We start from the raw sequence: 15,141 nt of genomic DNA, 5'->3' as shown, positions 1-15,141 counted from the left end.
ATAGAAAAATTGTGAATAAAAATGCAGCTTTATTTTTTACAAGCTTTTCCAGGCATTACTGATACTCTGGAAAATGGAGCAACAACAGCTAGAAGTATTTCTGAAAGTTGGGATAATCAATGGGTAGAATTATTACAAAATAACACCAGTAATAACTTATATGGAGCGCTTACAAATTTGGGTGTATTTTTCGCTGTAGGTACTCTCCTATTTTTTATGGTGCAATGGCTAAAAGATGTTATTTACAGTGAGTATTCTCGCCCGATATCTGGTTTGATTTGGCCTTTTGTTGTCGTAGTTTTATTAAGTAACCCCGGCGATGGTAGTGTACTTTCAAATTTAACTTTGGGGGTGAGAAATTTCATCAATGTTGTGAATCAGCAAGTAGTAGCTACAGCAGATAATGAACAAACTTATCAGCAAGCACTGAATATGAGTGTGGCTGAAGAAGTAGCGGGTTCTTTACTGCGTCCTTGTCAAGCACTCACTGGCGATCAACAAACTCAATGTTTGAGTAAAGCTAATGAACAAATTAGTCAGCTCTGGCAAGAATACAGAAATTTATATGGGAATAAAACTTGGATAGATAGGCTAGAAAATCAGGTTAATCAAATTAGATTTGGTACAGGAATTGTCACTGATGCTGCATTTAACGCTCTCTTGGGGAATACAGGGCAAACAACTATTAAAAACTTTCTAATCTCGTTACAATATGCTTTTCAAAATTTGCTAGAAGCTACGATGTTGCTGATAGCAGCTTTGGGGCCTATAGCAGTAGGTGCTTCATTGTTACCTGGTGCTGGAAAGCCGATTTTTGCTTGGATGACAGGGTTTTTAGCTGCTGGGATTGCCAAGATTTCTTTCAATATTGTTGCAGCATTGACAGCCGCAGTGATCGTTAATGGGCCGGGACAAGATATCAACGCTAGTCCAGATTTAACGTGGTTCATCATTTTTCTGGGAATACTAGCACCTTTGTTATCGTTATTCTTAGCTGCGGCCGGGGGTTTTGCAGTTTTTAGCGCTATTAGTAATACAGAATCGTTGGTGAGGGATCGGATATAGCCATTCTTGGGGGGTGAATCTATGGTAAATTTGCTCAAAAAAAGACAGCAAAAACAAACAGGAAGCGTGTTGACAACTTTTGCGATCGCCACCTTCAGTTTGCAAATTTTAGTGTTAATTTTCTTTATCTTTCAAGGCTTAACTATTCGCCAACTTAGTCTGAGAAAACCACCTAACTTTGTGCAGATGCTTGATGGTAAAGAAGTAGCCGCAATTGATGACTTAGAAAGAGACCCTGAAACCATTCGTCGGTTCGTCAGTAAAACGATGACTGCAATGTTTAACTGGTCGGGAAACTTACCACCACAAACCATTGAAGAAGTCGCCAAACCCAAACCAGACACAGGAATACAGGTGCGAACCTTAAAAGGTGGTAATCGAAACGTCACTACAAGTACTTGGATAGCCAGCTTTGCAATTTCTGAAGACTTTCGTAAAGGTGTATTAAGTGCGATCGCTGAACTTACACCACCAGAAGTTTTTGCTAACAATCCCAGCCAAACTATAACAGCACAATTAGTTATCAAGCGCCTCTATCCTCCCGAAAAAATTTCCCCCGGAAAATGGCGTATTGGCATGGTAGCTGATTTAATTCAAATCAAACGCTCTGACAATCGCCGAAAAGTTACGCCATTTAATAAAGATTTATTGGTACGTGCAGTTGATTATTTTCCCTACCCTCTTAGTGAAAATAGCACAGACCTGCAAAAAGCAATTTATAGCACTCGCACAGACAAACTAGAAATTTACGAAATTCGGAATTTATGTTTGTTAGATGAGTATAGTAGCCAAGAAGATAAAACAAATCAATGTCTCAATCGCAGTCCAAGCAGTAGTTTTATCAGATAACCATCCCAAACAAAAAATGTCATGACTTCTTCCCTATTTTTTATTCTCCATTCCCTACTCCCAATAAATAGTATTTATGCAAATACTCAAGACAGAAAATAAAAAAAGTAACATTTTACCTCTATTTGCCGTTGCCACATTTGGCTTAAATGTGTTCGCCTTACTGTTATTGCTGTTTCATGGGTCTATGGTAGAGGCTCTCAAACAACAATTAACACCCCAAAGCTTGGTACAAATGCTCGACGGGCGATCGATGACTGTAGATCCTAAACCAAGCTTTGAGCGACATCCAGAAGTAATTCGCCGCTTTGTCGGCGAAACCATGAGCCTCATGCTAACTTGGTCAGAGCAACAACCCCCACAAATAGCCTGGGATATTAGTTCTCAGATGTTATCCAATAATATTAAACAAAAATTACTTTTAGAACTGACCAATTTAAAATCAGGATCTCAATTTGAAATCATCAATAAAGGTAGTGAATATGTATTAGTTATCGATAGCATTTCTCAGCCTATCAAAATAGCAGAAGGAGCCTGGAAAGTAGAGACTTATGCTCATCAATTAAGTTTTAGTAATTATGACAAATTAGGAGAATCAAATTCTTTTAATAAACAAATCTTAGTCCGAGTCGTCGATGAAGCAGCGACATCATTACCTGAAAAACCTCTGTCGTGGAATGTAGCAGCTTACCGTCTTGGCGAAGCGAGATTAGAAATTTACAATATATGTGACATAAAAGACAAAACTTGTTCTTGATATTATCACCAAGCTATATACTTATGACTTCTTATTCCATTTCTTCAGAACTTCCTCATCAAAGTCTTGTAAATCGCCCCAGCCCTGATTCTCAAAAACAAGCAGAATCTTCAGACTGGGAATCCAAAATAGCAAGATTAGTAGGCTTTGAGGATGAATCACAAACTGTAAATGTCGAAGCTACAGAAGAGCTAGACATTCCCGAAGCTTTAACTTCTGAACCACAAGAAGTTAAAACCACTCAACCCCTTTCTGCGAATCCTTTTGCCAAACTCACCCTAGTTGGATCTGCAACTTTAGTAGTAGTTTTGTTAACAGGTGGGTTTCTATCACAACTAATGAACGGCAGCAATCAAAAGGCTAAAAATGTTGTCACCCTTCCTAACCCATCAACAGTAACCACTACCCCCCGCCAGCAAGACCTACAACAGGAAATCGAGAGTCTGAAAACAAAATTAGCTCTCGCAGAACAAATAGATGAAGTCGCTGCATCTCAACAAAATCTCAGAAATGGAGCTAGATTAGTTTCACAGTCAGATACCAGACCGAATTCTAACCGTGAAGCCACAGCCAGAAATACACAGCCAGCAGTACGGACAGTGTATGTCCCTCAGATAGTTCCAGCCCGCGCTCCAGACAAACCCGTTGCTGTTTCATCCCCTGTTCCGCAGAATCCTCCAGTCCCCGAATTTTCCCCAGCAACACAACCCGTAGTGACGACTCCACCGGCTCCGCCAGATCCGCTTCAGGAGTGGGCAAAGTTAGCTAAACTAGGCAGCTACGGTCAGGTTTCGACAACTGGCACATCTGCGGTTAATGTTAGTCAAACTCCCACACCCAGCAATAACGATACTGTCGCCTCACCGGAGCTAACACAACCTCAAACTCAGCCAACGCCTGGACTTAACCCAGTACAAAACCAAGGTCCGAAATCTGTGGCTGTTGGTACTAGTACTAAAGCTGTGGTAGCTACCGCAATTTTTGGGGAAACTACTAGATCAAGAAATAACAACAAAGACGAGGAAGACAAAAACGTATTTGTTATCCAGTTAAAACAACCTTTAAAGTCTACAGATGGTCAAGTTGCCATCCCTGCACAAACTGAGTTATTAGCTGAAATTAAATCGCTTTCGGAACAAGGTTTGTTGCAGTTGAATGTTATCAAAATTGTCTCACAAAATGATGGTGTTCTCACAGAAAGAAGCTTGCCTAACAATGCCATTATTATTCGTGGTGTTAAAGGCAGACCTTTACTAGCTAATAAATTTCCCGATCGAGGCGGAGCTATTGCCGGGATGGATTTAGGGCTATTTGTGTTGGGTGGTGTCGGTAAAGCCGCAGAGTTATTTAACCGTACAGAGGCACAAGTCGTAACTACAACCGCTACAGGTACTATCATCAGCAATACTAATCCCAGGACTAACGTTTTAGCTGGTGTTTTGGAAGGTGGTTTTAACTCTGTGGTTCCCCAAATTTCACAACGCAATCAACAGGCGATCGCTCAATTAACCCAACAAACTAACGTTTGGTTTTTGCCTGCTGGCAAAGAAGTTGAAGTATACGTTAATCAAGTGTTGCAGTTTTAATTTTTAATCCTGATGTAGTTTAGCGATCGCCGTCATGAAACATGCTAAGTCTCAAAAATCCACTCCAGGTTATTCCCCTTTCTTATCTCTGGCTTCCTTAATTGTTTCAACGGGAATTTTATTGCTTGCTGGCCGTGCTTTAGCCCAAAATGCGGTTCTGCGTTCTATGCTTTCTTGCCAAGCACAGGGTTTAAGTGGAACAGTCCCGACTGTCACTGTTTCTTATGTGCAAGGTACAAATTTAAGCTTTTTGCCAGCGGGAGAAACAATTAAAAAAGTGTGGTTAAATGACCCATCACAAGTAACTATAGATTTTGATGGGCCAGTATGTACGCAGTTCGGTCAAGATCGTAATTTCAATTCTGGAGATTGTAAAAACTCAGCTGCAAATGTCATTCAACTCAGGCGTATTCCCAAACTAAAAATTCCAGGACTGCCCAATACAGACAAAACACTTTTAACAGTGATTACTGAAGGGCGAGGTAAAAGTAAGCTGTACACTTTTCAAGTGCTTTATACAGAATCTGACCCCGGCTATCATACTTTAGCCATTTATGCCGATGAAGCTTCCGCAGATGACAAGTCTCCTTGTCTCAAATATCCCAGGTGAAAAATTCACAGAGCCAGCTATACAGAATTGAGGGCGTAAGTGCGCCCTCATATCAGTCTCTAAGCAAACACAACAATAAGTAGTCGGACACAATAAAATTCATGGGTGGAGATAGGTAACAGGTTAAAGGCTTCCGCCGTGAGCGTCAGCCGAACGGTTACAGGTTACAGTCAAAAATTTGTGTAATTAATTCTGTCTGATTACTTACTATTCACGCGATGTGCGACTTATTCTTAAAACTCCTATCCATAGCTTGCTTCTCTTACGAGATGCTACCGCGAACCCGCAGGTTACCTCTCCGGTAGGGAAGTGGGGGTTAGGTTTGAAAGAAAGTTGCACACCGCGTTATTATTCATTCTTTGGCTCTGAGGAAGGAGCAGCCGGCGCAGACTCAGATTGTTGTCGAGAACGACGCAGCGCATTCCGCAATTTACTGGTGCTATTGGAGGTTGCAGCTGAATCTGGACGACGGCGACGACGACGTGACACTCCTGGTGAGTTGTTTTCACCACTTGATGTAGCTGCTTGACTCGGACGCGGTTGTGGTGTGTTGTTGTTATTGTTGTTAATACGCTGACGTAACTGACGACGAAGCGGAGTGTTTTCTGATGCAGATGCTGACTCTCGTCTCTGCCTTGGTTCTGGGGGAACATCAACAATAGTTCCTGAAGTTAAACGCCGTCTGCGTCTAGGAGTTTCAGTAGTTGAAGTTTGATTAGCAGTTGCTGTTGGTTGATTTCTTTGTTCGGCTTCTCTGGCTTGTCTTTGTCGCTTGCGTTCTTGGGCTTCTCGATATCTTCGTGAGCCGCGCATAGCGTAATCAGTCTCAATTGATACTCCTTGTCTTCCCCCTTCTGAAGGCTTAAGTTTCCACTCACGAGCTTGTCTTAGATGCGCCTCATCCAAATCTCGACTACCACTAGAACGAGTCAATCTGACATTAGTGACATTTCCATTAGCATCGGTATCAACAGCAACACCTACTTTGCCTTCAACCCCTCGTCGTCTGGCTCGTTCGGGATACTTACTATCGCATTGACGACAAGCTGCACGACCATTATTATCATTAACCCGATTGCTTGGGGCTTCAATCTTCGGCGGCTTTGGTGCTACCGCTACTGGATTACCACTACCTGTACCGTTACCAGTGCCACTACCTGTACCACTGCCAGTGCCTGTACCATTACCACTACCGATACCTATACCAGTGCCAGTTAAAATTCTCGGGCCGCCACTAGAACCTAAACCACCACTGTTACCAGTGCTAGTTAATTCGGAGCTACTGCTAGAACCTGAACCACCACCAGTGCCTGTAGATGTCTGCGTAGTCTTGGAACTAGGAGTAACTGTATTAGATACAATAGGGTTGCTGGCAGAGGTTGAAGGCTTATATGGTTGGATAGCCGGCTTTGGTTGACGTTGAACAGGCTGAATTTGAGGTCTTTCAACTAATTTTTGAACTGGCGCAGGTGCTATTGACTGTTTTTGAGGAATAACAAGTAACTTTTCAGGAGTCCGAGATACAACTTTATCAGGTAGCTCCTTTTTTTCTTCTATAAGAACTTTTTCTATTTCTGGCGCAGGAGTATCAGCGATCAATATTTCTATGGGTTCTTCTTCAGTGGGTACTCTTGCTAAAAAATTGCCTATACCCGAAGCCAGTAAGACAATATGCAGTGCGAGGGAACCTACCAAACTGTAACCGAGAAATAACTTCAGAGCTTGAGCTTCTTTAGACCGTTGCTCAACAGCAATGCTGGAAAAGCTCATAGTTATTGCCACCTATTATCAGTAAACTCTGCAATTTTATAATGCCTCGCTATAAATATCAAGCCAAAAATGAGGTCTTTGTTGCATTGCTGCGGCTATGACAATCTTTTTAATTAGAAAAAACAGTTTTCTTCCCAAACAACCAGCTTTTGCAAAGGAAATTATAAACCAGCCCTCAACGGGGTTGAATAAAAGGCGATCGCATTTCTCTTGACGGAGGGCGATCGCCTTTTTAATTTCAGATTTATTGTAGCTATTATAGTAATCTTTAGTTTCTCTATTCCTCTCATTGCTCATAATAATAGCTACAGCAGTAAACAAAACTTATAAATTGTAGCTACTACAGTTTACAAACTATGAGGAGTTTAAGACGAAGGCGCTCTGACTTTTTACGGAAGTCTTGAAGCAACGATGCACTATAGCTTTTCCCGCATTCATTATCAATAACCTTAAGTTAATGACAATTGTTAAAAGAAATTTACTGTAAAGTTAAAAATACTGATAGTGCAAATACTGACAAAAAAAGTCAGAATAAGGAAATAGCAATTTCAACAAGAGGTTAAGCTATGCCTTGCGCGGTTATACTCACTGCTATTCCTGAAGAGTATATGGCTGTTCGCGCTCACCTTACTGACTTGCAAAAAGAGACACACCCGACGACGCAAACAATTTATGAGCGAGGTAACTTTTTTAGTAATGGTCAGTTATGGGAAGTTGGAATTGTTGAAATAGGTGCGGGCAACGCTAATGCAGCAGTTGAAGTAGAGCGTGCCATTACTTACTTTAAACCAGTTGTTGTCTGCTTTGTTGGCGTTGCTGGTGGAATTAAGGATGTTGCACTAGGGGATGTGGTTGCTGCAACAAAAGTTTATGGATATGAATCGGGCAAAGTTATAGATACCACATTTCTACCTAGACCAAGTGTAGGAATGGTAAGTTACCGCCTAGAGCAAATAGCTAGATTTGAGGCAAAACAGGAAGATTGGCTCAAGCGTATTCAGAATGATAACAATAAAGGAAGCAGCCAACCAAAGGTATTTGTGGGAGCGATCGCCGCAGGAGATAAAGTAGTTACATCCACTAATTCTGATATTTACCGACTCTTGCAGTCAAATTATGGTGATGCTTTGGCTGTGGAAATGGAAAGTCATGGTGTTCTGAGTTCATTGCGAGCATATCCAGAAATCAATGCTTTAATTATTCGCGGAATTTCAGATTTAATTAATAACAAAAGTGATGCCGATGCTAAGGGTTCGCAAAAGATTGCATCTCGTCACGCTAGTGCTTTCGCGTTTGAGGTGTTGGCAAAATTTACATTTGGGCTTGAAGTTGAGGTCAAAATAACAAAATCAAAAGAAGTTAGAAATAAAGAGAACATGGATAATGCAACTTCTAGCCAGAATAAGCCAAATGATTCTGCATCTCCTATTTCAAAAAATGGTATTTCTAAATTCAAGGCAAGATTACAGCGCAAACAAGAAGAACTTGCTCTAAAAGAAGCCCAATTTAGAACTCAACAACAAAAAATAGACGAAATTGAAAGGCGAAGAAATTTGGTCAGTATTCTGCAAAAGGATGAATATGAAGGGAGACTAGAAGATTTACGTAAAGAACTAGACAGGCTTGTGGAAGAAATAGATATTCTTTGTGACGAAATAGAAGAAATTGAATGGAAGCTAGATAATAACTAAACAAACAAATTTCTATTATGTAATATTTATTATGTCAAAAATATCTCAAATTATCAGGCAATTTGAAAATAAGAAAAAAGAACTTGAGTTGAAAAACAACCAACGTAATGATTTAGTAAAATTTATCGACACTCTGGAACATAGAAGAAACAATGAATCTATCCTATCCTAAAAAAGGATGAACTACAACATACAATAACAAATAAAAAAGGATCGCTGAGTATAGTAGAAGAAGAAATTGATAAACTTCACGATCAAATAGAAGCACTGGAAACAGAACTATGTAAGCTTACTATAGAGTTTAGCGGATTAGCCTGTCAAATATCAGACTTTGCCACTAATCGTAACCTAAATATTACTATTGATTATCGCGCAACCTGCGACTCCAAGAATATTAAGCAAGCTGCATTAGCTTTATATCACGACGTTTCACCTACCAACATCGTAAGTGCAAAAATCCAAAGATGGGTTAAGGAATTTGCAGATAATAATACTGCTCATATTATTGACAATTTCGACATTGAAGTTGAGAATCTGAGAAGAAATTTACAAGAGAAAGCAAAACAAGAAACTGGTTTGAAGCTTGAAACCAGAATATCCTCTAACTTTCAGCCAGTATATCGCCCAGATTCCGATCAACTTAAGCCTTATAATACAGGTCTGATTACTTTACCTATACGCATTGCGGATTACGATCAAGAGTTAGAGTTACAACTTGAAGCAATTCTTGATGTTGATATAGAAAACCGCGACAGAGCATTTAGAAATCGCGGACGAGAAATGCTTTTATTAATGACGATTAAAGAAGAAATTAATAAGTACTTTCTCCAAAATGTCAATCTACATAAATTTGTTACCGAACTCCAGTACTCCATTCGTCAAGAAATAGAAACTAGCTTAAATCGCGCTTTAATTGATAAAGGGCGAAAAATTGCTTATTTGTCTTTTAGTTCTAAATCAATTGACGAAATTCAAAATCGTTTTTCTTTAAAACAATCTCTAGAAATTCAAGACTATCAAATTGATTGCTTCCTTAAAGAACTCAAAGAAAATATTCGAGTCAACAATTTTATTAACTTGCAATTAATTGATTTAAGTAGTTATCGCACTGCTGTTGCTAATCGACTAATACCATTAGATGAATCTGGTAAGCCTAACTTAGAAATATGGGTAAAACAGAGGTTAGCACAAGAAATAAATTCCATACTTCCTAACGAAACCTTTGCTGATCTGATCAGTGAGTTCGAGCCAATAATTGCAAATAGCGCAAGAATTCTAGAAAATAAAAATAATAATTACTCTCAAAAAGTATTTAATGCTATTGAATCAGCATCGAGGTTAATTGGCTATTCAGTCACTAGATTAATTTCCGAGCCAGAACTAGAAGTTAGAAGAAGATTGGCACTACAAGATTTCTTAGAAATTAAAGATTTCTTGATTACTTGCTCTGTTAAAGACTTTGAGAAAGAAGTTACACTTAATAATACTGTTCAGCTACAAATTGCAGATATTCTTAAATATATTACAGCTATCAAAAGTCAACAAATTCCGCTAAACGATGAAGATGGTAAGCCAAACTTAGAAAAATGGGCAAAGCAGAACCTAGAAAAAATTATCAAATCGCAATTTTCACAACTGGAAATTGTTGACCTTCTTCCTCAGCAACAACAAGAATCATATGAGCTAAAAATTGCTACAGAAATTCAAAAAGCTGCGGATGCAATTGGTTATGAAGTGTTGCAAATTATATCGATACCAGAATTTGAAATCCGAAAAATATTAGGTATCAAAGATTTCTTAGAAATTAATGATTATCCTGTTAGTTGTACCGTTAAAGGATTCAACAAGCAAATTCAAGTTAGAAACACACTTCATTTACAAATTGATGATCCTTATAAATACGGTATCGCTATAAAAAATAAAGCAATTCCTCTCAATGATCAAGATGAAACTCCAAGCTTAGAAAAATGGGCAGGGCAAAAACTGGAAGAAATCGTCAAATCCTTGCTTCTTGAGACGGAATATGTTGCTCTTTTTTCTGAAGAAAATACTATTGCGGGAGCGAAAAATCAGACGTATGAATCAAAAGTTCAAGACAAAATTCAAGAAGCTGCTGGTGTAATTGGTTATAGAGCTACGCAAATTATATCAATACCAGAGCTTGAACAAGTCCTGGCACTGAAAGAAAACTTCAATATTGAGACTGGTGAACAAGAATACCCCACAAGAGATGCTGACTGTTCTGTAGCACTAGCAACAACTGTTGTGATGCGAATTGAGAATTTGCAATCAATTGGGAAATTTTTGCAAAATTCTGAGAATGACCTAAAGACGCAAATAAAAAATAAAATTCAGGAATCTATTAGTCGTGTCATGACTAAAATTGAACTGGAAAGATTCTATATGCGCTTTTATTACTTTGACGCACAGGTACGAGGCGAAACTGAGTCAGTTGAAAAACTAATAAGCGATGCAATAGAGCAACAATTGAAAGAGCATTTTCAAGCAGTAGTTATTAGTATTATTCTGAGAATTTGTGATACAGATTTAATTCAGTTGTTTGGAGATTTAATAGCTATAAATAGTGATTTTGAGATAGAATTTCAACCAATAAATAGTGATGTCGAAAAGGTCTGTTTGACAGGTAAATTCCAAGTTCTATCAGTTGGTGAGAATGATTGGTATAATTTCCAAAGTGGATTTAGAACAGTTCTAGCAAAACGGAAAGAAATTATTAGAGTTATTGCTGAACTTGAAGAACAAAGGATGCAGCTAGAAAGACAAACTGTTGTCAATGGAAAAGAAATTACAGCCTTAAAACAAAGAATTGAGGCGCGGGAAGCAGAAACTTGTGGAATTGATTTAATTCGTCAAAATATTGAATCTTATTTAGAAAGAATATTTTTAAGATTTTCTGTAGAACAATTTAGAAATTACAAGATTCAGGATTGTTATGAACTTAAGAAAGATATATATAGCTGGTTAGGTGTTATTAAAAATATGTATGGACTGGAAATCAAAGTCAGTCAAATTGCTCTAGAAATAACAGAATCAAAAGACATGAAAGATTCTGCATCGCCTACTTCACCAAAACCTGGTCTTTCTAAATTGAAAGCACAATTGCGAGATAAACAAGACCAACTTCTTCGTAAAGAAGACCAACTTAAAATTCTGGAAGAAGACATAGATAAGATTGAAAGAAGAAGAAATATTGCCTCTATTACGCAGAAACATGAGTATGAAGCCAGACTAGAAGATTTACGCCATGAGCGAGATAAACTTGTACAAGAGAAATATAAACTTCATGACGAAGTAGAAGATATTGAAGAAAAAATACGTAATTATTAAAGTATCAATAAAGTAAATTACTAAATAATTAATATGGCTAAAGTAAATCAAGTTAAAAGAGATTTAACAAGTAAAAAAGAAAGAAAAGATGCTTTAGCAAAGCAAAAAAATGATTTAGAAAAACTCATAGATAGTATTGAGCGCAGAAGAAATACTGCATCCATTTTACAAAAGCCTGAATTGGAAAATGCCCTTGCAGATTATCATCACTCCCTAAATAAAATAAAGAGAGAGATTCACGAACTAGAGGATCAAATAGAAGCACTGGAAACAGAACTATGTAAGCTTGAAAACAGCAATTTTGATGAAGCAAATGATGTGAATTCTGGTGCAAATTATTCTGATGATTATACGGATGATGATAACACAGGCTTTGATGATTTAACAGAAGATAATTCTGATGAAGAAGCAAAAGAAGATAAATCATCAAATACTGATAATATCATTGAGCAGACTAATGATTTATACGCTGATGAACAATATATTATTGAAATGCTCAAAAGACAGAGAATATTTAAAGAAAAACAGATTAAAAAGTTAGAACAACTGGTTTTAGAACTGACTGGAGAGTTTGGAGTAGATGATGAGGTAAATAGTATAGAGACGAGTTTATTAAAACTATATGGTGATACTCAAGAAATTACTCGTCAACTTGAGCAAGAAAAGAAAGTAAGAGCAAGTCTCAGGCTAAATACTATGACCCAGGTAACTGATAATATCATTGAGCAGACTAATGATTTATACGCTGATGAACAATATATTATTGAAATGCTCAAAAGACAGAGAATATTTAAAGAAAAACAGATTGAAAAGTTAGAACAACTGGTTTTAGAACTGACTGAAGAGTGTGGAGTACATCGTGAGATAAATAGGATAGAGACGAGTTTATTAAAACTATATGGTGATACTCAAGAAATTACTCGTCAACTTGAGCAAGAAAAGAAAGTAAGAGCAAGTCTCAGGTTAAATACTATGACCCAGGTAACTGATAATATCATTGAGCAGACTAATGATTTGATTCAGGTAACTGATAATATCATTCAAGTCAGTTTTTATATCCACGAAGATGCAACCAAACAATTTAAAGAAGAATTTATTAGATGTAGCGATCGCATTAAGGAATTTCGAGAAGCTGTAGAGATTATATTGGAATTGAAAAATCCGCAAAAATATCGACTGATTCTAGAACGAAATGGTAAATACCTCAAAATACTGGATGACTACAAAACTTTTGAAAGTGAAAATGTTATAGACTTTGATAAGTTGGTTTATCTTCCTTTCGATAGTCTTCCCGATTCTGTATTCTTCCCCAATCAACAATTAGTTACGTATACTTTGACCATGACAATTCCGGGAGTTAGCCCCAATCCGCAATATTCTATTCATCTCAATGATTTGTGCAAAAATAATCCAAAAACCCACTACTTTAATAACTCAGACATTAATGGTCGCTTGAAGTTTGAGAAGTTTCTCCAAGAGAAGTTACAGAAGCATCCAGATCGCGCAGAAATAGATGAAATTATCGAATCCTGGTGTTATAATATTTGTCAAGGTCATTTAACTACAACATTGCCCTTGCAGGATAATCTAAAACTATTATCTAAGAAATCTCTCAGATTCAGCTTTTAAACGCTGACTCCAATTGTAAAATAACCGAACTGTTATCCCCGTTCCTAATAATGAGAGGAGAAAAATTATCAGGCGATGGGGAATTAAAGGCAGTTGGTAAAAAACAAAGTTAGAGAAACGAATCGTTTGAGGTTTTGATTCTAAATTAATACTTCTTGGTTGTGAAGTAACTTGAACTACCACTTGGTACTGTTCTGCTGCATCTGCGGTTGGTTCATTATACTGTATTTGATATTCGCGCAAGGTTTTAAAGAATGTTTCTAAACTTTTTGCTGCTTCATTAGCATTTTCAGGAAATTGGCTAATTCCACCAGTTACAGAGGCGATTTCTTTCAAACGAGGTTCATCAACAATTAATGGTTCCAGTTTGCCATTAGGAACTTGACAATATTTGAGTAAATCGCTAATTAAGTTTTCACCATCCTTAATTGCTTGGGTACAATTAACACGACTGCGTAATTTACTCAAGCGATCGCCATATCCTAGAGTATGTACAGTTACTCCTGAACTAGTTTTGAGCGCATTTTTCAGAGCAGCAAATCGTTTCGGCTCACTAGCTGGGTTATTTGAGTTGCGGGTAGCAGTATCAAACCCATCAGAAAAAAGAATAACTGAAAGTCGGGGAGGACGTTCAGCGCTATCAGTGAAACGTTGTGCTGTCGTTCCTAAATACTTCACCACCTCTTCTAAAGGATCGTAAAGATTTGTTGCAGAACAAGGTACACGATTAGCTAGTTGATCAACCAGAGTATCTAATACTAAATCTTTAACCTCAAGTAACCGATTACCAATTTCCGCAGAATTAACTTCATAGTTGCAATCAGACTTTTGTTTATCTTCTCCAAATGGAACAACAGCAATTTTCAAGTTAAGGTTACTTTCTCTAGCTAACTTAATGGGCGTTGCTGAATTTAGGGATGAAATAATGAACCGCAAAGTACGCAAAGTACGCATTCGCGCAGCGTCTCGTAGAGAAGAAGAGGTTTTGAGAGATAAATATAAGAAAATCATCCCGCATTTATGCAACACCACTTAATGAAATTTCTAATTGCAACGATCGCTCCATCTAATTTTCTCACCCCTGTAGGATCTAACTGAGCCATACTGCCACTCATATCTAGCAAAATTACTACATAAGCAAGATCGGATTTAGCTCGCTCGTCTGGTTTAACAAGTTGCAGGTTATTAACAGAGGAGAACGTAGGTTGTGTGGTTGTGCCTTGTTCGTCTGTACTTAAAACTTTAGCTGTTTTTACTGTAAAGTTCTCAACACGCAACCCATCTATAGGAATGTTATTTTCATCTAGCACCCTAACCGACAGCGTTACACGATTTCCTTCCGGGAGCCTAGGCGTAACTTCTAATTTCGGACTTGCTAAAACTGGTAAAGTCCAGGTTCCGCAAATCAGGGTGACAGTAAGTGCGTTAAGCTTGCGGGTCAAGGAACCGATCATAAAAGATAAACCGATAAAATTCTTCTGGGTTGGTCTGATGATAAAGTGTCAGAATTTGGTTATGTCTGAGAGTAGCAGTCTCTGCTTGAGATAGCTTTTTTTGCTGAATTTGCACAGCTTTTTCATATTCGCATTTTATTGTTACCCCATTTGTCTCAAACCATAAAGACAAACATTTTTCTGGAATACTATAGGAATCATATTTGATTTCTGAAAAAGTGTACGAGATAATACGGAGGAATATATCTGTCTAAGAACAAACAATGATAGATCAGCATCTACAACCTGCGATGCCTGCGGCGGGCGTAGCCATCGCAGAACTACAAGAATTTATAGATAGTCGCCCAGATGCCCGTGAGGTGAGAAAAGCTCTCTTCTGTAA

13 protein-coding genes are annotated in these 15,141 nt (G+C 38.0%); 8 read left to right on the top strand and 5 right to left on the bottom strand.

Going from position 1 to position 15,141, the window contains the following annotated elements:
• Window positions 1-21 precede the first annotated feature (21 nt).
• From IQ259_RS21655 to IQ259_RS21635, 5 genes are all read left to right on the top strand, one after another.
• Window positions 22-1,065 (top strand): hypothetical protein, encoded by a 1,044-nt coding sequence (locus IQ259_RS21655; protein WP_193888053.1) that lies wholly within the window; start codon window positions 22-24, stop codon window positions 1,063-1,065.
• 21 nt (window positions 1,066-1,086) lie between these two features.
• Complete coding sequence (locus IQ259_RS21650) at window positions 1,087-1,914, top strand: hypothetical protein (protein WP_193888052.1); 828 nt, start codon at window positions 1,087-1,089, stop codon at window positions 1,912-1,914.
• A gap of 76 nt (window positions 1,915-1,990) precedes the next feature.
• Window positions 1,991-2,671: a hypothetical protein gene (locus IQ259_RS21645; RefSeq protein ID WP_193888051.1), complete on the top strand. Its 681-nt coding sequence runs from the start codon at window positions 1,991-1,993 to the stop codon at window positions 2,669-2,671.
• Window positions 2,672-2,694: 23 nt separating this feature from the next.
• A complete protein-coding gene (locus IQ259_RS21640) occupies window positions 2,695-4,257 on the top strand; it encodes a TrbI/VirB10 family protein (protein ID WP_193888050.1) in 1,563 nt (520 codons plus the stop codon).
• A 34-nt stretch (window positions 4,258-4,291) separates the two neighbouring features.
• Window positions 4,292-4,867, top strand: coding sequence for a hypothetical protein (locus tag IQ259_RS21635; protein WP_193888049.1), 576 nt, complete (start codon window positions 4,292-4,294; stop codon window positions 4,865-4,867).
• A 348-nt stretch (window positions 4,868-5,215) separates the two neighbouring features.
• Here the strand turns inward: IQ259_RS21635 and IQ259_RS21630 are convergent, their stop codons facing one another.
• Together IQ259_RS21630 and IQ259_RS21625 are read right to left on the bottom strand one after the other, a co-directional pair.
• On the bottom strand, window positions 5,216-6,637 hold the full coding sequence (locus IQ259_RS21630; RefSeq protein ID WP_193888048.1) for an energy transducer TonB: 1,422 nt from the start codon (window positions 6,635-6,637) through the stop codon (window positions 5,216-5,218).
• A gap of 36 nt (window positions 6,638-6,673) precedes the next feature.
• Window positions 6,674-6,934 (bottom strand): hypothetical protein, encoded by a 261-nt coding sequence (locus IQ259_RS21625; protein WP_193888047.1) that lies wholly within the window; start codon window positions 6,932-6,934, stop codon window positions 6,674-6,676.
• 269 nt (window positions 6,935-7,203) lie between these two features.
• Between IQ259_RS21625 and IQ259_RS21620 the strand changes: the two genes are divergently transcribed.
• From IQ259_RS21620 to IQ259_RS21610, 3 genes are all read left to right on the top strand, one after another.
• Complete coding sequence (locus IQ259_RS21620; RefSeq protein ID WP_193888046.1) at window positions 7,204-8,328, top strand: 5'-methylthioadenosine/S-adenosylhomocysteine nucleosidase; 1,125 nt, start codon at window positions 7,204-7,206, stop codon at window positions 8,326-8,328.
• A 576-nt stretch (window positions 8,329-8,904) separates the two neighbouring features.
• Window positions 8,905-11,676: a hypothetical protein gene (locus IQ259_RS21615; protein WP_193888045.1), complete on the top strand. Its 2,772-nt coding sequence runs from the start codon at window positions 8,905-8,907 to the stop codon at window positions 11,674-11,676.
• 33 nt (window positions 11,677-11,709) lie between these two features.
• Window positions 11,710-13,305, top strand: coding sequence for a hypothetical protein (locus IQ259_RS21610; RefSeq protein WP_193888044.1), 1,596 nt, complete (start codon window positions 11,710-11,712; stop codon window positions 13,303-13,305).
• Here the strand turns inward: IQ259_RS21610 and IQ259_RS21605 are convergent.
• Genes IQ259_RS21605 through IQ259_RS21595 form a run of 3 tightly spaced genes read right to left on the bottom strand, consistent with a single transcriptional unit; the run spans window position 13,273 to window position 14,931 of the window.
• Window positions 13,273-14,259 (bottom strand): VWA domain-containing protein, encoded by a 987-nt coding sequence (locus tag IQ259_RS21605; protein ID WP_193888043.1) that lies wholly within the window; start codon window positions 14,257-14,259, stop codon window positions 13,273-13,275. The two genes, IQ259_RS21610 and IQ259_RS21605, sit on opposite strands and share 33 nt — an antisense overlap.
• Window positions 14,260-14,312: 53 nt before the next feature.
• Complete coding sequence (locus IQ259_RS21600) at window positions 14,313-14,759, bottom strand: hypothetical protein (protein ID WP_193888042.1); 447 nt, start codon at window positions 14,757-14,759, stop codon at window positions 14,313-14,315.
• The gene (locus IQ259_RS21595; RefSeq protein WP_193888041.1) at window positions 14,731-14,931 is read right to left on the bottom strand and encodes a hypothetical protein; all 201 of its coding nucleotides are present in this window, start codon (window positions 14,929-14,931) and stop codon (window positions 14,731-14,733) included. Before IQ259_RS21595 ends, IQ259_RS21600 begins: the two co-directional genes overlap by 29 nt.
• Window positions 14,932-15,141: the final 210 nt, after the last annotated feature.

Origin of the sequence: Fortiea sp. LEGE XX443 (assembly GCF_015206815.1) — a bacterium.
Classification (GTDB): domain Bacteria; phylum Cyanobacteriota; class Cyanobacteriia; order Cyanobacteriales; family Nostocaceae; genus Nostoc_B.
The sequence above is the reverse complement of the archived record's forward strand: the minus strand, read 5'-3'. Positions and strand labels throughout refer to the sequence as shown.